This is a genomic window from Jatrophihabitans sp. (genome assembly GCF_046262535.1).
Taxonomy (GTDB): Bacteria; Actinomycetota; Actinomycetes; order Mycobacteriales; family Jatrophihabitantaceae; genus Jatrophihabitans.
Genome location: NZ_JBHEMO010000051.1, coordinates 19,497 through 36,598, shown reverse-complemented (window position 1 = coordinate 36,598; position 17,102 = coordinate 19,497). Strand labels below are relative to the sequence as shown.

Annotated in this window: 21 protein-coding genes; 16 read left to right on the top strand and 5 right to left on the bottom strand. The window is 69.5% G+C overall.

Translation table 11 applies throughout. The annotated features are described in order from the left end of the window. The 10 genes from ABR571_RS08250 to prcA form a co-directional block, all read left to right on the top strand. A partial coding sequence (locus tag ABR571_RS08250; RefSeq protein WP_409452709.1) for an ABC transporter substrate-binding protein occupies window positions 1–797 on the top strand: 797 nt, incomplete at its 5' end. Window positions 798–799: 2 nt separating this feature from the next. Beyond that, complete coding sequence (locus ABR571_RS08245; RefSeq protein ID WP_409452708.1) at window positions 800–2,749, top strand: ABC transporter permease subunit; 1,950 nt, start codon at window positions 800–802, stop codon at window positions 2,747–2,749. Further along, the gene (locus ABR571_RS08240) at window positions 2,736–3,578 is read left to right on the top strand and encodes an ABC transporter ATP-binding protein (protein WP_409452707.1); all 843 of its coding nucleotides are present in this window, start codon (window positions 2,736–2,738) and stop codon (window positions 3,576–3,578) included. Before ABR571_RS08245 ends, ABR571_RS08240 begins: the two co-directional genes overlap by 14 nt. Before the next feature lie 5 nt (window positions 3,579–3,583). Continuing rightward, on the top strand, window positions 3,584–4,312 hold the full coding sequence (locus ABR571_RS08235; protein WP_409452706.1) for an ABC transporter ATP-binding protein: 729 nt from the start codon (window positions 3,584–3,586) through the stop codon (window positions 4,310–4,312). Continuing rightward, window positions 4,309–5,814 (top strand): hypothetical protein, encoded by a 1,506-nt coding sequence (locus tag ABR571_RS08230; RefSeq protein ID WP_409452705.1) that lies wholly within the window; start codon window positions 4,309–4,311, stop codon window positions 5,812–5,814. Before ABR571_RS08235 ends, ABR571_RS08230 begins: the two co-directional genes overlap by 4 nt. Before the next feature lie 12 nt (window positions 5,815–5,826). Next, window positions 5,827–6,423, top strand: coding sequence for a hypothetical protein (locus ABR571_RS08225; protein WP_409452704.1), 597 nt, complete (start codon window positions 5,827–5,829; stop codon window positions 6,421–6,423). A 69-nt stretch (window positions 6,424–6,492) separates the two neighbouring features. After that, window positions 6,493–7,257 (top strand): glucose 1-dehydrogenase, encoded by a 765-nt coding sequence (locus ABR571_RS08220; RefSeq protein WP_409452703.1) that lies wholly within the window; start codon window positions 6,493–6,495, stop codon window positions 7,255–7,257. Between the two features lie 100 nt (window positions 7,258–7,357). Next, complete coding sequence (locus ABR571_RS08215; RefSeq protein ID WP_409452702.1) at window positions 7,358–7,564, top strand: ubiquitin-like protein Pup; 207 nt, start codon at window positions 7,358–7,360, stop codon at window positions 7,562–7,564. 500 nt (window positions 7,565–8,064) lie between these two features. Further along, the gene (gene prcB / locus ABR571_RS08210; protein ID WP_409452711.1) at window positions 8,065–8,886 is read left to right on the top strand and encodes a proteasome subunit beta; all 822 of its coding nucleotides are present in this window, start codon (window positions 8,065–8,067) and stop codon (window positions 8,884–8,886) included. A 12-nt stretch (window positions 8,887–8,898) separates the two neighbouring features. Next, window positions 8,899–9,675 (top strand): proteasome subunit alpha, encoded by a 777-nt coding sequence (gene prcA, locus ABR571_RS08205; protein WP_409452701.1) that lies wholly within the window; start codon window positions 8,899–8,901, stop codon window positions 9,673–9,675. 3 nt (window positions 9,676–9,678) lie between these two features. Here the strand turns inward: prcA and ABR571_RS08200 are convergent, their stop codons facing one another. Then, window positions 9,679–10,092: a ubiquinol-cytochrome c reductase iron-sulfur subunit gene (locus ABR571_RS08200; RefSeq protein WP_409452700.1), complete on the bottom strand. Its 414-nt coding sequence runs from the start codon at window positions 10,090–10,092 to the stop codon at window positions 9,679–9,681. Window positions 10,093–10,245: 153 nt separating this feature from the next. Here ABR571_RS08200 and ABR571_RS08195 point away from each other — a divergent pair, with 153 nt between their 5' ends. Continuing rightward, window positions 10,246–10,755: a sigma-70 family RNA polymerase sigma factor gene (locus tag ABR571_RS08195; RefSeq protein WP_409452699.1), complete on the top strand. Its 510-nt coding sequence runs from the start codon at window positions 10,246–10,248 to the stop codon at window positions 10,753–10,755. Continuing rightward, window positions 10,752–11,411 carry an anti-sigma factor family protein gene (locus ABR571_RS08190; RefSeq protein ID WP_409452698.1) on the top strand — a complete coding sequence of 220 codons (660 nt, stop codon included), beginning with the start codon at window positions 10,752–10,754 and terminating at the stop codon, window positions 11,409–11,411. The genes ABR571_RS08195 and ABR571_RS08190 overlap by 4 nt, the downstream gene beginning before the upstream one ends. A gap of 8 nt (window positions 11,412–11,419) precedes the next feature. On the opposite strand, the gene ABR571_RS08185 is transcribed toward ABR571_RS08190, so the two are convergent. Next, window positions 11,420–11,911 (bottom strand): cupin domain-containing protein, encoded by a 492-nt coding sequence (locus ABR571_RS08185; protein WP_409452697.1) that lies wholly within the window; start codon window positions 11,909–11,911, stop codon window positions 11,420–11,422. Between the two features lie 13 nt (window positions 11,912–11,924). After that, the gene (locus tag ABR571_RS08180; protein ID WP_409452696.1) at window positions 11,925–12,572 is read right to left on the bottom strand and encodes a TetR/AcrR family transcriptional regulator; all 648 of its coding nucleotides are present in this window, start codon (window positions 12,570–12,572) and stop codon (window positions 11,925–11,927) included. Between the two features lie 144 nt (window positions 12,573–12,716). Here ABR571_RS08180 and ABR571_RS08175 point away from each other — a divergent pair, with 144 nt between their 5' ends. The 4 genes from ABR571_RS08175 to ABR571_RS08160 all read left to right on the top strand — a co-directional run bounded on the left by ABR571_RS08175 (window position 12,717) and on the right by ABR571_RS08160 (window position 16,316). Further along, the gene (locus ABR571_RS08175) at window positions 12,717–14,132 is read left to right on the top strand and encodes an MFS transporter (RefSeq protein ID WP_409452695.1); all 1,416 of its coding nucleotides are present in this window, start codon (window positions 12,717–12,719) and stop codon (window positions 14,130–14,132) included. Continuing rightward, a complete protein-coding gene (locus ABR571_RS08170; protein ID WP_409452694.1) occupies window positions 14,129–14,788 on the top strand; it encodes an SGNH/GDSL hydrolase family protein in 660 nt (219 codons plus the stop codon). The genes ABR571_RS08175 and ABR571_RS08170 overlap by 4 nt, the downstream gene beginning before the upstream one ends. 74 nt (window positions 14,789–14,862) lie before the next feature. Beyond that, entirely contained in the window at window positions 14,863–15,528 is a 666-nt protein-coding gene (locus ABR571_RS08165; protein WP_409452693.1) for a TetR/AcrR family transcriptional regulator, read from the top strand. Further along, window positions 15,525–16,316 carry a hypothetical protein gene (locus ABR571_RS08160; RefSeq protein WP_409452692.1) on the top strand — a complete coding sequence of 264 codons (792 nt, stop codon included), beginning with the start codon at window positions 15,525–15,527 and terminating at the stop codon, window positions 16,314–16,316. Before ABR571_RS08165 ends, ABR571_RS08160 begins: the two co-directional genes overlap by 4 nt. Here ABR571_RS08160 and ABR571_RS08155 read toward each other — a convergent pair. Both ABR571_RS08155 and ABR571_RS08150 read right to left on the bottom strand, forming a co-directional pair. After that, the gene (locus ABR571_RS08155) at window positions 16,306–16,923 is read right to left on the bottom strand and encodes a TetR family transcriptional regulator (protein ID WP_409452691.1); all 618 of its coding nucleotides are present in this window, start codon (window positions 16,921–16,923) and stop codon (window positions 16,306–16,308) included. The two genes, ABR571_RS08160 and ABR571_RS08155, sit on opposite strands and share 11 nt — an antisense overlap. After that, window positions 16,920–17,096, bottom strand: coding sequence for a rubredoxin (locus tag ABR571_RS08150; RefSeq protein ID WP_409452710.1), 177 nt, complete (start codon window positions 17,094–17,096; stop codon window positions 16,920–16,922). Before ABR571_RS08150 ends, ABR571_RS08155 begins: the two co-directional genes overlap by 4 nt. Window positions 17,097–17,102: the final 6 nt, after the last annotated feature.

The window sequence follows — 17,102 nt, the reverse complement described above, 5'->3', positions numbered from 1 at the left end:
CCACCCGGCAGCGGTCGTCGGTCACCTACGGGGCGTACTCGCTCAACACCTCCGAAATTCCCACCGCCCCGTTCACGTACTTCAAGTCGCTCGGCAACGCCTACCAGCACGCGGCTTTCGTGTATCTCAATGCCGGCGCGTCCAGCCTGAACGCGAAGAGCTTCATCGCCGGTGAGGAGAAGATGGGCTTCAAGTTCATCTACCAGCAGGCCATCAACGTGGCCGGCGGGTTGATCCCCTACGACAGCTATGCGCAGAAGATGGCCGACGCCGGCGTCAAGTACGTGCAGTACATCGGAGCCGCGGCTCCGTACGCGCAGCAGCTCAAAGCCGCCATCGACAACAAGGGGTTCAAGCCGATCTTCGTGATGGACCCGACCGGATACAGCACGGACTACACGAGCGGTGGCGGCTCGGCCAGCGGGACCTACGTGTTCGACGCCGGCCCACTGTTCGAGGAAGCCAACCGCAACCCGCAGCTGGCGACGTACCTGCAGTGGCTGCAGCGCACCTCGGGCGGGTCGCCCACGTTCTTCGGGACCTACGCGTGGACAGCGGCCGCTCTGTTCACCCAGCTCGCCATCCAGCTCGGTGGCAAGCTGACCCGCGCGTCCCTGCTCGCCGCGGTGCGCAACGTGCACAGGTACACGAACGGCAACATGGTGCCGCCGCAGGACGTCGCCGGCAAGCACACGCCGACCTGCCTGTCGGTGATCCAGTACACCGGCGGTAAGTGGGTCCGCAAGACGCCCTATCCGTACACCTGCGGGTCCTCGGTGAACAGCGGGGTCTCCTGACCGTGGACGCCTTCGTCTCGTACACGATCACCGGGCTCTTCTTCGGCGCGGCCTATGCCGTCGCTGCGTCGGGGCTGGTCCTGACTTACACGACGACGAGAGTTTTCAACCTGGCGCACGGGGCCACGAGCATGGTCATGGCGTTCGCCTACTGGCAGCTGCATGTCGGCAACGGCCTGCCGACGTGGCTGTCGGTGGTCCTCGTGCTCTTCGTCATCGCACCGATCTACGGGGTCCTGCTCGAGCGACTGGTGATGCGTGGCCTGGGCGACTCGCCGGTGAGCGTCAGCCTCGTCGTGACGCTGGGTGTGTTCATCTTCCTCATCGGCATCGCCCAGCAGTTCTGGCCCCGCGACCGCCCGCGCTACGTCAGACTCTTCTTCGGCACCAAGGGTTTTCCGGTGCTCGGCGTGCAGATGAAGTACCACTACCTGCTCACGATCATCGTGGCCGCGGTCGTCGCCCTGCTCCTCTGGTACCTGCTCAACCGGATGCGCATCGGTACCGCGATGCGGGCCGCTGTCGACAACCGCGAACTTCTCGAACTGTTCGGCGCCCGGGCCAACCGGGTCTCGATGCTCAGCTGGGCCATCGGCTCGTCGGCCGCCGCGCTCGCCGGGATCCTGCTGGTCTCGAGCACCGGACTGGACTATTTCAGCTTGACGTTCCTGGTGATCAGTTCGTTCGCCGCTGCCATGCTCGGCCGGCTGAGCAGCCTGCCGCTGACCTACGTCGGCGCGATCGTCCTCGGTCTCATGGTCGGCTACAGCCAGTACGTGCACGGCAGCCAGCTGCTGGAGAACGGCCTGCAGTCCTCGCTGCCGACGCTGATGCTTTTCGCGATCCTGATCTTCGTGCCGCAGGTGCGCCTGCGGGTGGGACAGGTCAAGGGAATCCTCGCCGCCAATGTGCCGTCCGGCCGAAGGGCCCTCGTGGCGGCCGTGGGCCTCGCCGTCGCGACCCTCGTCGTGCTCCCCATCCTCAACACGACCAACACCCAGCGCTTCGGCATCGCGATCACCTACGCCATCGTCATGCTGTCGCTCGTGTTGCTGACCGGCTACGGCGGCTACGTTTCTTTGTCGCAGTTCACGTTCGTGGGCGTTGGTGCCGCAGTCGCCTGCAAGATGGACACGAGCTCGCCGCTGGCGATCCTCGTGGCCGTCCTCATCGCGGCGGCAGTGGGTGCGCTTGTCGCCCTGCCCGTCCTGCGCCTCACCGGTCTCTACCTGGCGCTGGCGACGCTGGCCTTCGGACAGCTCATGGACAACCTCGTGTTCCAGGCCAATTTCATGTTCGGTTTCGGCGGCATCCTGCGCGCCAAGCGCGTGTCGCTGTTCGGCTACGACTTCAACGACACGGGCAGCTACGTGTTCCTCATGGTGGTCGTATTCCTCTTGGTCGGCATGGGGCTGCTGGCCCTGCGTCGCGGGCCGGTTGGCCGACTGTTGATCGCGTTGCGCGACAGCCCGGCGGCCTGTGCGACGCTCGGCCTGAATCAGCGCTGGTTCCGGGTGGCGGTCTTCAGCCTTTCGGCCGGTATCGCCGGCCTCGGCGGCGCGCTGTTGGCCGGGCTGAACCGGTTCGCGGCGCCCAACGACTTCCTGACGTTGCAGAGCCTGCCGCTGTTGCTGATGGCGGTGGTCGCCGGGGTCACGTCGGTGTCCGGAGCCTTCCTCGGCGGCATGCTGCTGATGCTCCTGCCCGTCATCCAGGCCACCACCCCGTCGCTGTCGGGTCTCGTCTTCCTGGTCATCGGTGGCGGGGCGATCATGTTGGGCCGCGACCCCAACGGACTGGTGAACCTCTTCTTCCGCGGCCTGCGCTTGGCCGAACCGCGGCTGCCGCTGCCCCGCCGGTTGCGGGCGTTCACGGCGGCTCCTCCACCGATGATGATCAGCGAACCGCAAGCCGTCGCGGAGAAGCAGGTGGCCGGTCATGGCGTTGCTTGAGGTCATCGGCGTCACGGTCAAGTTCGGCGGCATCACCGCTGTCAACGACGCGCAGTTGAGCGCCGAGCCGGGTTCCATCACGGGCTTGATCGGTCCCAACGGGGCGGGCAAGACCACGCTCTTCAACGTGATCTCCGGGTTGCAGCCACCCACGGCCGGCCGCGTCCGGTTCAAGGGCCACGACGTGACCAAAGCAAGCGTCGACGCGCGAGCCAAGGCCGGCATGGCCCGCACGTTCCAGCGGTTGGAGGCCTTCGGGTCGCTCACCGTGCGGGAGAACATCCAGGTCGCGCGCGAGATCAGAGCCGGCGCCGGCTCGTGGTTCAGCCGGCGCCGGGACCGGCGGGTCGACGAGCTCATCGACACAGTCGGCCTGCGCCCGTACGTCGACCGGCGCGCGGACTCGGTGCCGACCGGTGTGGCCCGGCTGCTCGAGATGGCGCGGGCCCTCGCGATCGAACCCGACCTGCTGTTGCTCGACGAGCCGTCCTCGGGCCTCGACGAGGCCGAGACCGAGGGCTTCGGCATCCTGCTGCGGGACCTCGCCGCCCGCGGCTGTGCAGTGCTGATGGTCGAGCACGACATGGATCTCGTGATGGGCGTGTGCCACCTCATCCACGTGCTCGAGTTCGGCAAGGTGATCGCGACCGGGACGGCCGCGGAGATCCGTGCCGACAAGACGGTGCAGGCCGCCTACCTGGGCTTCTCCGACGAGCCCGCGGTGGAGATCCCGGCCGACGTCGCGAGCGAGGCGTCGGCAATCGTCGGAGCCGCCAGCGTGGCGGAGACGACGCTCACCATCCCGACGGTGCAGGCTGACCTGCGATGACCGCCATGGAACTTCCGCCCGCGCTCGGCGCGCCGCCCATCCTCGAGCTGATCGACGTCCACGCCGCCTACGGCCGGATCGAGGTGCTGCGCGGCGTCGACCTGCTCGTTCCGCGCGGCGCGGTGATGGCGCTGCTCGGCGCGAACGGGGCCGGGAAGACGACCCTGCTGCGGGTGATCAGCGCCCTGATGCCGATGACCGCCGGAGACATCCACCTCGGTGGCGTCCACGTCAGCAACGCGACGCCCGACGAGCTGACCCGCGCCGGGCTGACGATGGTGCCAGAGGGGCGCGGGGTGTTCCCGAACCTCACGGTCGAGGAGAACCTGTGGCTGGCCTCTTACTCCGGCCGCCCCGTCGACAAGATCCTCACCGATGCCTACGGCCGTTTCCCGCGGTTGAAGGAACGGCGTCGCCAACTGGCCGGCAGCCTGTCCGGCGGTGAGCAGCAGATGTTGTCGCTGGCCCGCGCCCTCTCGTCCGACCCGGCGCTGCTCCTGCTGGACGAGTTGTCCATGGGCCTCGCACCACTCATCGTCGAGAGTTTGTACGACACCGTCGCCGAGATCGCCGAGTCGGGCGTGTCGATCGTGGTCGTCGAGCAGTTCGCGAGCAGCGCGCTGCGGGTGTCTGATTACGCGGCCGTGATGCACGGCGGGCGCATCGTCGAGACCGGCGAACCGGGCGAGATCTCGGAAAAGCTCAGCGAGCTCTATTTCGGAGGTGCCGCGTGAAACGGAAGAAGCTGGCGATCATCGGCGTCGCAGGGGTGGCGACGCTGATGTGGCCCGGCCCCGCTTCCGGTGCCGGCACGACGCTGGGCGGATACCAGGGCACCGCCCGGGCCGAGGTCGTGCATGTAGAGATCATCGATCCGGTGATCCCGTTGCCGTCCGACCCGCAGGTCGACGTCGGCGTGGCGTACACCAAGGCCCTTACCGACACCGGCCCGGTCTCCCGTGCCACTGCCAGTTACCTGTGGCCCGGCGACGTGCTCGGCGACGGCTTCAGCCAGCTCATCGGCGGCGACGCGCAGTACCCGATCCAGGTCAACTCGAAGAACCCCCCGACCAGTGCCGCACCAGCGCATAACACCGCCCAGCTGACCGACGGCAACGGGATGACGACGTCGAGTGACGACGTGACGACCAAGGGCACGGTCACCGGACTCGGCATCGCGGGCCCGGACACCAACCTGCTCGGCAACATCGGCAAGGGTCTGGGGCAGCTGCTCGGCAGCCAGCAGACCACGCCGGCGACACCGGACCTGCCGGTGCCGATCAGTTCGACCCTGGCCGGCATCGCGACCGTCCAGAACGTGAAGAGCCAGAGCAGCACGACACTCGGGAACAAGACGTTCACTGCATCGGCGCACGCGGCGGCGTCGAACATCGAGCTGCTCGGCGGGCTGCTGTCGATCAAGGGCTTCGACCTGACTGCCACGACAGCGAGCGACGGGAAGAAGGCCACCAACACCGGGCACGCCACGATCGGCGGCATCGGCATCGCCAACCAGGTCATCTCGATCGACGACAAGGGGCTCAACCTGGCCGGGTCGACGGTCAAGTTGCCTGGCCTCCCGGACGTCCTCAGCGGGGCGCTGAAGGATCTCGGCATCTCGATCAAGACCGTCCCGACGAAGCACACGCTTGACGGCGCCGGGGGGTCCTACGGCGCGCAGGGGCTCGTCATCACCGTCGACACCAAGCCGCTGCGGTCCGCGCTCAATGCGCCGTTCGGCATCCTGGCCCAGATCATCGCGAAATTGCCGTCCCAGCTGTCCGACCAGCTCGGTCCGCTCGTCAACCTGGCGCCGAGGTTCGTGATCACGGTCGGCGACGTCCGGACCACTGCATCGGCTTCGCCGGCTTACGACGGCGGTTCGATCGGCGGCGGGACAGGTACTGGCGCGACGGGCGGCGGGACCGGGGCCGGCGGCGGTGGGGGAACCGGAACCGGCAGCGGTGGCGGGGCGCTCGGCGGCGGCGGCGGCGGCGCGGGCGGCAACCTGCCGGCGACCGGCAACCAGCCGGCCGGTACGACGACGAACCCGGTGCAGGCGAGTTACAAGCTGCCCGGGCTCGGAGCCATTCCGCGGATGCTCATCCTCGGTGGCCTGCTCCTGGCCGGCGCCCTGGGGTGGGCGATGCGGGCTGCGGGCGGATTCGTCCTCGCCTCCGGCCGCAATTGTGCTTACGGGCTGACTACCGGCGTGCCCGACCTACGGAAGGGTTAGACGATGGCCACAATGGCTGTTCCCCAGGTGTCGCCGCAGGCGCAGACGCCCGCACAGGCGCCGAGCGCGCCGGCCGCGCCGGCCGCCCGGTCCTCGGCCGTGCGCGACCAGCGTTACCGGATGATGCAGCTTGCGCTGTTCACCGGCGGCGCGGTGCTGATGCCGCTGGGCGTCGTCGCGATCCTGCTCGGCTGGTACGGCGTCGCGCACACCAAGTACCAGTACAACCAGCTGCCCTATGTCGTGTCCGGCGGCCTGCTCGGCCTCGGTCTCATCTTCCTCGGTGGGTTCCTGTACTTCGGGGCCTGGTTGGCCAAGATGGGCAACGAGCAGCGCGAGAGCGCGCAGCGACTGGCCGACACCATGCTGGTCCTCGCCGACATCGTCGCGCGACAGGGGCAGCTGGCCAAGGTCCCCGGCGGTCGCCCGGCGGCAGGGGAGCCCACTGCCACCACGCAGGACGGCACCGCCCTCGTACTTGCCGGCGCCGGCTCGACCGTCCACCGCCGCGACTGCCCGCTGATCTCGCACCGCGACGATCTGCACGCGCTCACCGGCGACGAGACCGACCTCGGCACCTGCCGGGTCTGCCGCCCCACACTCGTCTGACCGCTGCCCGCCCCACCGCGCGGCGCGAATTCGCGCCGGGCATCCCACGTCCGGAAGAAGTGAGCACGAATGGGTTGTCTCGAAGGCAAAGTGGCGATCATCACCGGCGCCGCGCGAGGCCAGGGTGCGGCGGCCGCGCGGTTGTTCGTGGCCGAGGGCGCACGCGTCGTCATCGGTGACGTGCTGGACGACCTGGGCAAGGAGCTTGCCGAATCGCTCGGCGCGGCGGCGATCTACCGGCACCTCGACGTGTCGTCGGAGGACGACTGGAAGGCCGTCGTCGACGAGGCGGTGGAGACCCTCGGCGGCGTCGACGTCCTCGTCAACAACGCCGGCATTCTGCGCTTCGCGGCGCTGCCGGACATGCCGCTCGAGGACTACATGCGCATCGTCAACGTGAACCAGGTGGGGACGTTCCTCGGCATGCGGGCGGTGGCCAAGCCGATGATGGCGGCCGGCAAGGGGTCGATCGTCAACATCTCCTCGGTCGAGGGTTTGGCCGGCATGCCCTACCTGACGGCCTACACCTCGACGAAGTTCGCCATCCGTGGCATGTCGAAGGTGGCTGCGCTCGAGTTGGGGCCGAACGGGATCCGGGTCAACTCGGTGCATCCCGGCATGATCGAGACCGACATGGTGAAGGACGCGGCCGGTGGCCACGACATCGACCTGTCACCGGCGGCCAAGCGGATCCCGCTGCGCCGCATGGGCACATCGGAGGACATCGCCGAAGTGGTGCTCTTCCTGGCCAGCGACCGGAGCGCTTACGTAACCGGCGCGGAACTCGCCGCCGACGGCGGAGCCACCGCGACGCACGCGTTCTATATGGTGTGACGCCGGCCTGACCTGAAGCGGGGCCGACACTGTGCACCATGCCGAATTTCGTCACCCGTGCGAGCTAGGGTGAAATCGAACCGTCAGAGAGGGGGCCGTCATGCCGACCCACGACAGCGGCCAGAACCGGCCGCAGCGCCAACACGAGGACCAGACCGAAGAGGCCGTCGAGGCGAATTCCGACGTCGCCGAACGACACGAGAAATTGACCGAGGACGTCGACGCGATCCTCGACGAGATCGACGAGGTCCTGGAATCGAATGCAGAGGACTTTGTTCGGGCATTCGTCCAAAAAGGCGGCCAATAGATGATCTTGGACGGCGACGGGCCGAGGAAGTTTTGCTCTGACTGCCGTCAGGATCTTCCGGTCGCAAGCTCACGCGTAACGCAAGAAATCGGGACGGACTTTCCTTCTACCGCGGACGCTGCGCCCGTGCACGGGTGCTAGCGAGTCGGCGCAAGCGTCTCGGGCCGCCGCGGACTCGTTCCGGCCAAGGGCCGCGGGATCTCGCCCAGGGCATGAAGTGGTGTCGACAAAACGATGCAGTGAAACCGGCTACAGACTTTCCAAGCAACCGGAGCCAGCGTTCGGGCCGCAGTACGTATTGCAAGCCGTGCCATAACCAGATCGTCCGAGCGAACATGGGCGGCTCCCTCGACTACCCGACCTGCACGTCGGGCTGTATATCGGCGACTACGACAACATCCGTCCCGAGGGCGAGCCGCCTGACCGGTCGGCGGCCCGCTCACCGCGCCTGGGTAGGGTCGGCAGGGCAAGAACCCACCCGGCAAGGAGCGACTTTGAGCATTGAGCGATCACGCGATGTCCATGGGATCCTGCGCTTCGCCACGTCGCCCGGCTCGTCGTCGTTCACCGAGTTCCTGTCCGCCGCCTCACCCGAACTGCTGCCCGGCCGGATGAGCACCATCGCCTCCGTCCCGCACGGCACGACGATCGTCGCGGCCATATATGCCGACGGCGTGATCATGGCCGGCGACCGGCGCGCGACGGCCGGGAACCTGATCGCCCAGCGGGACATGGAGAAAGTGTTCGCCGCCGACGACCACTCGCTCGTGGGCATCGCCGGCGTCGCCGGCATGGCGGTCGAGATCGTCCGCCTGTACCAAGTCGAGCTCGAGCACTACGAGAAGATCGAGGGCACCCAGCTGACGCTGGACGGCAAGGCCAACCGGCTCTCCACGATGATCCGCGGCAATCTCGGCGAGGCCATGCAAGGTCTGGCCGTCGTGCCGCTCTTCGCCGGGTACGACGTCGAGGCGCCCGACCCGGCCAGCGCCGGTCGGATCTTCAGCTTCGACGTCACCGGCGGCCGTTATGCCGAGCAGTACTACCAAGGCGTCGGATCGGGGTCGCTGTTCGCCCGCGGGGCGCTGAAGAAGCTGTGGCGCCCGGGCATGGATCGGGCGACCGCCATCCGCGTCGTCGTCGAGTCCCTTTACGACGCCGCGGACGACGACTCAGCCACCGGCGGCCCGGACATCACCCGCGGCATCTACCCGGTCGTCATGACTGCGACCGGTTCCGGGGCCGAACGGGTCGGCGAGGACGAACTGGAAACGGTGGTGCGGGCCATCCTCGCCGACCGCGAAGCCAACCCGGGCACCTAGGAGTAGCTGCACATGTCTATGCCGTTCTACGCCTCGGCCGAGCAGATCATGCGCGACCGCTCGGAGTTCGCGCGCAAGGGCATTGCCCGCGGCCGGGGCGTCGTCGTCCTGACCTACGCCGACGGTGTCCTGTTCGTCGCCGAGAACGCCAGTTCGGCCCTGCACAAGGTGAGCGAGATCTACGACCGGATCGGCTTCGCCGGCGTCGGCAAGTACAACGAGTACGAGAACCTGCGCGTGGCCGGCATTCGCCTGGCCGATCTGCGTGGCTACTCCTACGACCGTCGCGATGTCACCGCCCGGGCCCTGGCGAACGCGTACGCCCAGACGCTGGGGACCATCTTCACCGAGCAACAGAAGCCGTATGAGGTCGAGATCTGTGTCGCCGAAGTGGGTGAGACGGCCGACGCCGACCAGATCTACCGGTTGACCTACGACGGCACGATCGTCGACGAGCCGGAGTTCCTCGCGATGGGCGGTCAGGCCGACGCCCTCACGAACGAGGTCCGCTCCGGCTACGCCCCCGGCCTACAGCTGCGCGAGGCGCTGCGTGTGGCGGTGTCCGCCCTCGGCACGGCCGGCGGGACGAACGGTACCGCGCGAGCACTGCCCGCGAGCCAGCTCGAGGTCGCCGTCCTCGACCGCAACCGGGGCAAGCGGAAGTTCCGCCGCATCACGGGTATCGCGCTGAGCGATCTGCTGCCCACCGAACCGGTCGGTGAGACCCCGGCGGCCGAAGCTCCGGCCGAGGGCGAGGCCCCGCCCGAGGGCGGGGCCTCGGCCGAGTGACCGTCAAGCCTTCACCACGACGTTGCCGTCGGTGACGGTCACGGCGATCGACGGCAGCGGGTCCGGGGCGGGCCCGCGCAGCACCTTGCCGGTCAGCGCGTCGTACTGCGAGCCGTGACACGGGCAGTTGAGCTTGCTTCCGTCGGCCTGGACGGTGCAGCCCAGGTGCGTGCAGATCGCGCTGAAGCAGGCGGCGGTGGTCGCCGTCGGCCGGGCGAGGATGCCGGGCTTGCCGCCGGGCAGCGTGACGGCCTTGGCCTGCCCCACCGGCACCGCGGACAGCGGGCCCAGATCACCCTCGTTGCCGGCCTTCGCCGACGTCGGGCCGGAGTGGGACGGCTTGTTGCTGCCCGAGCAGGCGGCCAGGGCGGCCGCGCCGGCGCCGGCACCGGCGAGAAGGGCCGTTCGACGCGACATGTACGGGTTCGGGGGCGAATGCGAAATCACGGAAATCCCTTGTGCATGGTTCAACGGTCAACGACATTGAACCCGAGAAGTCCTGGGACCGTATTCACCGGTGTGACCAGGACGCTCTCGGCCGATCGATGGGCCATCCGCAGCGGGGGTGACGTGAGGACCGACGACAGCCAGTTGCTGCGGACGCTGCACGAGGAACACGGCGGGGCTCTCTGGTCCTATGTCGTCGGGCTGACCAACGGCGACCGCGCCCAGGCGCAGGATGTCGTCCAGGAGACGATGCTCCGGGCTTGGCGCAACCCGCAGGTGCTCGAGCAGGCATCCGGCTCGGCCCGCGGTTGGTTGTTCACCGTCGCCAAGCGGATCGTCATCGACGAGTGGCGCACGGCGCGGTCGCGGCGCGAGCGGGTGACCGAGCAGTTGCCGGAACGGCCGGTGGCCGACGGCGTGGACCGTACGCTGGACCGACAGCTGGTCGTGGCCGCGCTGCGGACGCTGTCGGCCGAACACCGGGAGGTGCTCGTCGAGTGTTATTTCCGCGGGGCGTCCGTGGCCGAGGCCTCGGTGTCCCTCGGTGTCCCGGCGGGGACGGTCAAGTCCCGGACGCACTACGCGCTGCGGGCGCTGCGACTGGCCGTGGATGAGATGGGGGATGTGCGATGACCGCGATCGACCCGTTCCGCCACGACGACGCCGCGTATGTCCTGGGCGCGCTCGACGACGCCGACCGGGCCGCGTTCGAAGCGCACCTGCTGACCTGCGCGGACTGCCGGGCCCGCGTCGAGGAACTCCGGCCCACCGCCGATCTGCTGACCGGGGTACCGCTGAGCGCACTCACCAACGACGATCCGGCCCCGCCGATGCCGGACACGTTGCTGCCCGGCCTCCTCCGCCGGGCGCGGCACGAGCGCCGGCGCCGTGGCGTGGTGATCGCGGCCGTCACTGCCGTTGCCGCCGCCTGTGTCGCGGCGGTGGCCATCGTCGTGACGTCCGGTGAGTCGGGCTCATCCAAACCGGCGCCACGGGCGTTCGCTGCTGTGACGCAGAGCCCGGTCACCGCCACCGCACGACTGGTGGCCGAGAGGTGGGGGACCGAGATCGACCTGCGCTGCCACTACCCGCAGGGTGTCGCGACGTACACCCCGTACGCCCTCGTGGTGATCGACAAGGAGCACCACCGTTACGTCGGTGGGAGCTGGACGCTGGTGCCGGGCAAGACGATCTCGTTCACCGGCGGAACGTCGGTTCCGCGCGGTGACATCGACCGGGTGCAGATCACCCGGTCCGACGGCACGCCGATCCTGGAACTGGACGTCTGACGCAGCGATCAGACCCAGTAGGTGTCGTGCCGTCGGTAGAAGTCGCCGCGTTCCTCGTCGGACAGTGATCGCTCGCCCCGGCCGATCCCGACCAGCCATTCGAAGTACTCCTCGCGCGGCGCTCCCGGCGTGAAGAGCAGCAGCATGGAGGCCTCTTCCCCGGACTCGTTGCGGAAGCCGTGCACGCCGCCCTGCGGCACGTGCAGGAAGTCTCCGGGGCGGCCCTCGATCCAGCCGTTCCCGTCGAAGAGCGAGACGACGCCGGACAGGATGTAGAACGACTCCGAGATCGTCCGGTGGAAGTGCAGATCGGGGCCGCTGAGGTTGGGGCCGAAGTTCCACCGGTACAAGCCGAACTCACCGCTGGTATCCGCGCCGGTCGCCAGGTAGTGCGTGCTGCCGCCGGCCGAATTGACCAGTGCCGGCGGCTCGTCGGCGCGGTGCAGCCGGGCGCTGGTCGTCCCGGTGTCGCCGAAGTATTTGGCTTCCGGATAGGACATCGCGCCTCCTGTGCTACTCGTCGAGTTCCGGCAGCGAGGAGGGGTCGACCGCCGCGGCGCGGAGTCGTTCGAGCATGCCACGGCGGGCCAGCGCGAACATCGAGTCGTCGTCGAAGAGCAGCGCGTTGCTGCCGGCTGTGCGGGTGAACGCGTCGAGCTCGAAGGCCAGCTGGCGGGGGTCGACGCCGGTGGCGAGTTCGCCGAGCTCCACGGCCGTCGCGATGGTCGTTTCGTAGAACCGGTACAAGTCGGCCTCCGCCGCCGAGATTGCGTCGCGGACGCGGCCGGGTCGCGCGTGGAACTCGGCCGCGACGGTGGAGAAGAAGCAGCCGCCGGGAAAGATCCGGCCGGACATGTAGCGCAGCCGGGCATCGCACAGCCGCCAGACGCGAGCCAGACCGGCCGGCGCCCGCAGTGTCGGTGCGATGACGGTGTCGAGGAAGACGTCGCGCGCGGTCGCGAGGGTGGCGAGTTGCAACTCCTCCTTGGACCCGAAATGGGCGAAGACGCCGCTCTTGCTGACCTCGAGTTCACTCGCCAGGCGACCGATCGACAGCCCGTCCAATCCCTCGACCGAGGCGATGTCGGCCGCACGCCCCAGGATCAGGCGCCGGGTCTGGTCGCCGCGCTCGATGCGCCCGTCCGTCTTCCCCGGCGTCATTGCCTTGCCTCGCCCATCTGCTCAATCTAGCGGATCGACCGTGCGGATGGTTGGTCCCGCGATCCGTGGGTCCAAAGGCATTGACACGTACTCGGCGAGTAGAAGATAGTACGATCGTTCGTATAGATGTCTGGACGGAGCGTCATGACCGATTCCTCGCCCGACCGGCCGGCCTCGGCCCGGCTCGTACTCCTGCTGGCCTGCGGCGCCGCGTTCCTCTCGCTGCTCGACGCGACGGTGGTCAATCTGGCGATCGCCGACCTGCACCGCGACTTTCCGGCGACCACCGTGACGACGCTGTCGTGGACGATCACGGCGTACGCGGTGCTGCTCGCCGCGATGCTCGCCGCCGCGGGGCGGTTGGCCGACACCGTCGGGGCGCGACGGATGTTCATCGGCGGCGTGGGCACGTTCACCGCGTTCTCCCTCGCCTGCGCCGTGGCCCCGAATCCGGCGACGCTCATCGCCTTCCGCGCACTCCAGGGGATCGGCGCGGCGGCGATGATCCCCGCGTCGCTCGCGCTGCTGCTGACGGGGATCCCGGCCGACCTGCGCGCGCGCTCCATCGGACTCTGGAGTGGCGCGGGGGGACTGGCCGCGGCGGTCGGCCCGGCGCTCGGCGGGTTGCTCGTCGAGCCGTGGACCTGGCGCGCGGTCTTCGCCATCAACGTCCCGATGGGGCTGGCCATGCTCTGGGGCGCCCGCCGGCTGAGCACGGCCCGCAGGAGCGGCGCGCGCGTTCCCGATCTCCTCGGCTCGATGCTGCTGGCCGCCGGCATCGGGGCGGTCGCGCTCGCCGTCACCGAGGGCGGCACGTGGGGTTGGTCGGCCGGGACAACCTGGGCCTGTCTGGTCGGTGGCGTTGCCGCGGGAAGCGTCGCAGTCGCCCGGTCCCGGACGCGCGCGGCGCCGGCCGTCGAGGTGGGCCTGTGGCGCAACTCGTCGTTCGCCGCCACCAATCTCGCATCGCTGCTGTACGGCGCCGCGCTGTACGCGTGGCTCCTGGTCGGGGTCCTGTTGCTGACCGAGGTCTGGCACTACTCGGTGTTGAAGGCCGGCTTGGCCGTCACGCCCGGCGCCTTCACCTCGATGATCGGGGCGGTCGTCGGAGGACGGTTGATCGACAGGTACGGCCCACGGCCGGTGCTCGCCGCGGGGGCGTTGACCATGACCGGATCCGGGCTGGCGACCACCGCCTGGCTGCCCGCGACGCCGCACTTCCTGACGTTCTGGCTGCCGGTTGGCGCGGTGGTCGGTCTCGGGATGGGCGCGGCCGCGGTCGCGACCAACAGCGCCGCGGCCCTCGCCGCTCCGCCGCTGCGCTTCGCGGGCGCCGTCGGGCTCAACACGACCGCCCGCCAGATCGGGGGCGCGCTCGGCATCGCCGTCCTCGACGCCATCCAGCGCAGCGCAGCCGACGACGGCCTGCGGGCCTTCACCGGCGTCTACGCCTACTGCGCCGCCGCGTCGTTGGGCTGCCTCGTCGCCGGGCTGGCGATCCGCCCTGCCGCCACGGTTCCCGTAGCACCGTCCATCCCCCTCGAAGGAGCCGTTCGATGACCAGCGTCGCCGACAATTTCTGCCTGACCGACGACGAGGCCGCACACCTGCTGCGCCATGCGCCGTGGCGGCGGCTCGCCGTCATCGGCGACAGCCTGGCTGCGGGAGTGGGCGAGGTCGTGCCTGGTTATCCGGCCGGCGGCTGGGCCCGCGGCATGGCGCGGGTACTACGCCGCGTGCACCCCGATCTGGCCTACCTGAACCTGGGCCAACGGGACCTGCGGACGGCGCAGATACGGGCCGCTCAGCTCGGCCCGGCACTGGACTTCAAGCCGGACCTGACCGCGATCACCTGCGGGGGCAACGACATCCTGCGCCGCCGGTTCGACGCCGACAGCGTGGAGGCCAACCTCGACGCGATGGTCGGCGCCCTGCGGGCGCGGGGCAGCGACGTGCTCACCTTCGGACTGATGGACATCACCGCCTCGGGCATCGTCACGCCCGACTACGCACCGATCCTGAGCGAACGTCTGGTGGAACTCGCCGAGCTGACCAGGCGGGTGTCCGAGCGCCACGGCGGCATCTACCTGCGGATGACCGAGCATCCCGCGGCCGCCGATCCCGCCACGATGAGCGCGGACCGTTTGCACACGAACAGCCGGGGGCACGCCGTGCTCACCGCGGAGATCGCGCGGCGACTGGCCGGCCACTGCTGATCGGACGGAGGAAGGACGTCCGGTTCACGGAGCTAAGCGGATGAGAACCCTCCGAACAGTGCTATGGTCGGGTCATGGGCCGAGGGGCGCGGGCCGACGCGACAGAGAACCGGCGACGGCTGCTGATCGCGGCTCGTGACCTGTTCGTCGAGCAGGGCCCTGGGGTCGCGCTCGAGGAGATCTCGAGGCGGGCCGGCTGCGGGATCGCCACGCTGTACCGGCGCTTCCCTGATCGCCGGTCCCTGATGCGCGCCGTCGTCCTGGACGCCCTCGAGCGCACCGTCGAGCAGGCTCGGGAGGCCGCCGACGAGGAACCGGACCGGTTCGCCGCTCTCATCCGGTACATGCACGCGGCGCTCGACGTCCGCACCGCCGCGGTCATCCCGACGTTGCTAGGCGCCATAGACCTGCACGACGACGAGGAAGTCGCGCGGGCCCGCGAACGAGGCGCCCGCAACGTCCAGTACCTCATCGACGCCGCGCACCAGGCCGGCACGCTGCGCCCGGACGTGACCTTCGGCGACGTCGGCGTGCTCATCGTGCGCCTCTCGCGGCCACTCCCCGGCGCGTTCGCGCCGGAGCAGAACAGCGCGCTCGCGCATCGGCATCTCGACCTGCTCCTCGACGGGTTACGCGCCACCGCCGCTGCGCGGACGCCGCTGCCCGGGCCCGCGCTTTCCCGCGACGACCTCCAGCGGTTGCCTCAGCAGCCGCCGGCAGAAGAGGAGTCGGCCTCATGACCACCGTGGCGGCTCGACCGGCTTCGTCCGCCCCGCCGTCGCGCTGGTCTCGCCTGCGCGGCATCGAGAAGGTCTGCTACTTGATCGGCGCCGTGCTTCTTGCGTCGGGCGTCTTCCACTTCGGTGTGCTGCTCGTGCGCGGCGGCGGATGGAACGGTCCGCTTTCCTGGCGCAAGCCGACCACGTTCGGCATTTCCTTCGGGCTGACCCTGATCACCGTCGCCTGGGTGGCCTCGTACCTCACCTTGAGCGCCCGCATGCGCACCTGGCTGCTCGGGGTCTTCGCCGCCGACTGCGTGCTCGAGGTCGCCGGCATCACCATCCAGGCCTGGCGGCGGGTGCCGTCGCACTTCAACACCGAGACGCCCGCCAGCACCGCCATCGCGATGAGCCTTGCGCTCGGCGGTGCCGTGCTCATAGTCGTGCTGGGCGCCCTGGCGATCACCGCGTTCCGGGGCCGCGTCGACGCCGCGCCCGACATGCGCCGCGCGTTGCGTGCGGGCTTCGCCTTCCTCGTCATCGGCCTGGCGACCGGTGCCGCGATGATCGCGAAGGGGGAGGTGCTGATCAGAACCGGCCATCGCCAGGAGGCCTACGACACCGCGGGTTCGCTCAAATGGGTGCATGGGGTGACCCTCCACGCGATCCTCGTGCTGCCGGCACTGGCGGCACTGCTGACGGCGCGCGAGCGACCGCCGGCGCAGCGCATGGGGGCGGTCACGATCGCGACCTGGGCGTACGCGGCCGCCACCGCCGCCGTGTTGGTCGTGTCGCTCGTCAGGGGCTGAGCAGTTCGTCGACGAATGGCGCCAGCATGCGTCCGATGCCACGCGCAATCGTCGCCGGGTCCGGGCCGGGCATCAGCGCGTGGCTGATCGCCAGGCGGACCAGCGTCTCGGCCAGCAGTTCCCCGTCGGCCGCGCTCACCTGCGGCCAGACCTCGGGGATCAGGTGCGCGATCCGCTCGCCCGCCACGGCCTGCCCGAGCCCGGTGAGCAGCCGGTGGAGCTCGCCGTCCTCGGCGTCGTTGACGATCAGCTGGACCACCGGCTCGTCCGAGGCCAGCTTCAGGAACAGGCTGAAGGCGATTCGCAGGGCGCGGTGCGCGTCGTCGGAGTTGGCGCGCACGGCCTCGCTGACCTGGGTCACGAGCGTGTCGATCTCGCGCGTCACGTACGCCGCGACGAGGGACGGTCGCGAGCCGAACTCGTTGTAGAGCGTCTGCCGGCTGACGCCGGCCGCCGCGGCGACGTCAGCCATCGTGGTCGCCGACCAGCCGCGGGAGCGGACCAGATCGTCCACCGCGGTGATCACCGTGTCGCGCAGCAGGGATCGCGCGGCCGCGGGATAGGGAACTCGCTCGGGCGCCGTACCGGCAGCATCGGCCGCGGTCATGCCCGCGCGCCGGCCTCGGGAACGAAGTCGACCTTTTCCCGGACGCCGCAGTCCGGGCAGCACCAGTCGTCGGGAACGGCCGCCCACGGAGTGCCGGGCGGGAAGCCTTCGTGTGGCTCGCCGACCGCCTCGTCGTACACGTAGTCGCAGACCTCGCACCGGTACTTCATCAGCGAGAT

What these genes read in the sequence shown, in the direction of transcription:
- ABR571_RS08240 (WP_409452707.1), top strand. Translation starts at nt 2,736, where the DNA reads ATGGCGTTGCTTGAGGTCATCGGCGTCACGGTCAAGTTCGGCGGCATC.
- ABR571_RS08235 (WP_409452706.1), top strand. Translation starts at nt 3,584, where the DNA reads ATGGAACTTCCGCCCGCGCTCGGCGCGCCGCCCATCCTCGAGCTGATC.
- ABR571_RS08225 (WP_409452704.1), top strand. Translation starts at nt 5,827, where the DNA reads ATGGCTGTTCCCCAGGTGTCGCCGCAGGCGCAGACGCCCGCACAGGCG.
- ABR571_RS08220 (WP_409452703.1), top strand. Translation starts at nt 6,493, where the DNA reads ATGGGTTGTCTCGAAGGCAAAGTGGCGATCATCACCGGCGCCGCGCGA.
- ABR571_RS08215 (WP_409452702.1), top strand. Translation starts at nt 7,358, where the DNA reads ATGCCGACCCACGACAGCGGCCAGAACCGGCCGCAGCGCCAACACGAG.
- prcA (WP_409452701.1), top strand. Translation starts at nt 8,899, where the DNA reads ATGTCTATGCCGTTCTACGCCTCGGCCGAGCAGATCATGCGCGACCGC.
- ABR571_RS08200 (WP_409452700.1), bottom strand. Translation starts at nt 10,092, where the DNA reads ATGTCGCGTCGAACGGCCCTTCTCGCCGGTGCCGGCGCCGGCGCGGCC.
- ABR571_RS08190 (WP_409452698.1), top strand. Translation starts at nt 10,752, where the DNA reads ATGACCGCGATCGACCCGTTCCGCCACGACGACGCCGCGTATGTCCTG.
- ABR571_RS08185 (WP_409452697.1), bottom strand. Translation starts at nt 11,911, where the DNA reads ATGTCCTATCCGGAAGCCAAATACTTCGGCGACACCGGGACGACCAGC.
- ABR571_RS08180 (WP_409452696.1), bottom strand. Translation starts at nt 12,572, where the DNA reads ATGACGCCGGGGAAGACGGACGGGCGCATCGAGCGCGGCGACCAGACC.
- ABR571_RS08175 (WP_409452695.1), top strand. Translation starts at nt 12,717, where the DNA reads ATGACCGATTCCTCGCCCGACCGGCCGGCCTCGGCCCGGCTCGTACTC.
- ABR571_RS08170 (WP_409452694.1), top strand. Translation starts at nt 14,129, where the DNA reads ATGACCAGCGTCGCCGACAATTTCTGCCTGACCGACGACGAGGCCGCA.
- ABR571_RS08165 (WP_409452693.1), top strand. Translation starts at nt 14,863, where the DNA reads ATGGGCCGAGGGGCGCGGGCCGACGCGACAGAGAACCGGCGACGGCTG.
- ABR571_RS08160 (WP_409452692.1), top strand. Translation starts at nt 15,525, where the DNA reads ATGACCACCGTGGCGGCTCGACCGGCTTCGTCCGCCCCGCCGTCGCGC.
- ABR571_RS08155 (WP_409452691.1), bottom strand. Translation starts at nt 16,923, where the DNA reads ATGACCGCGGCCGATGCTGCCGGTACGGCGCCCGAGCGAGTTCCCTAT.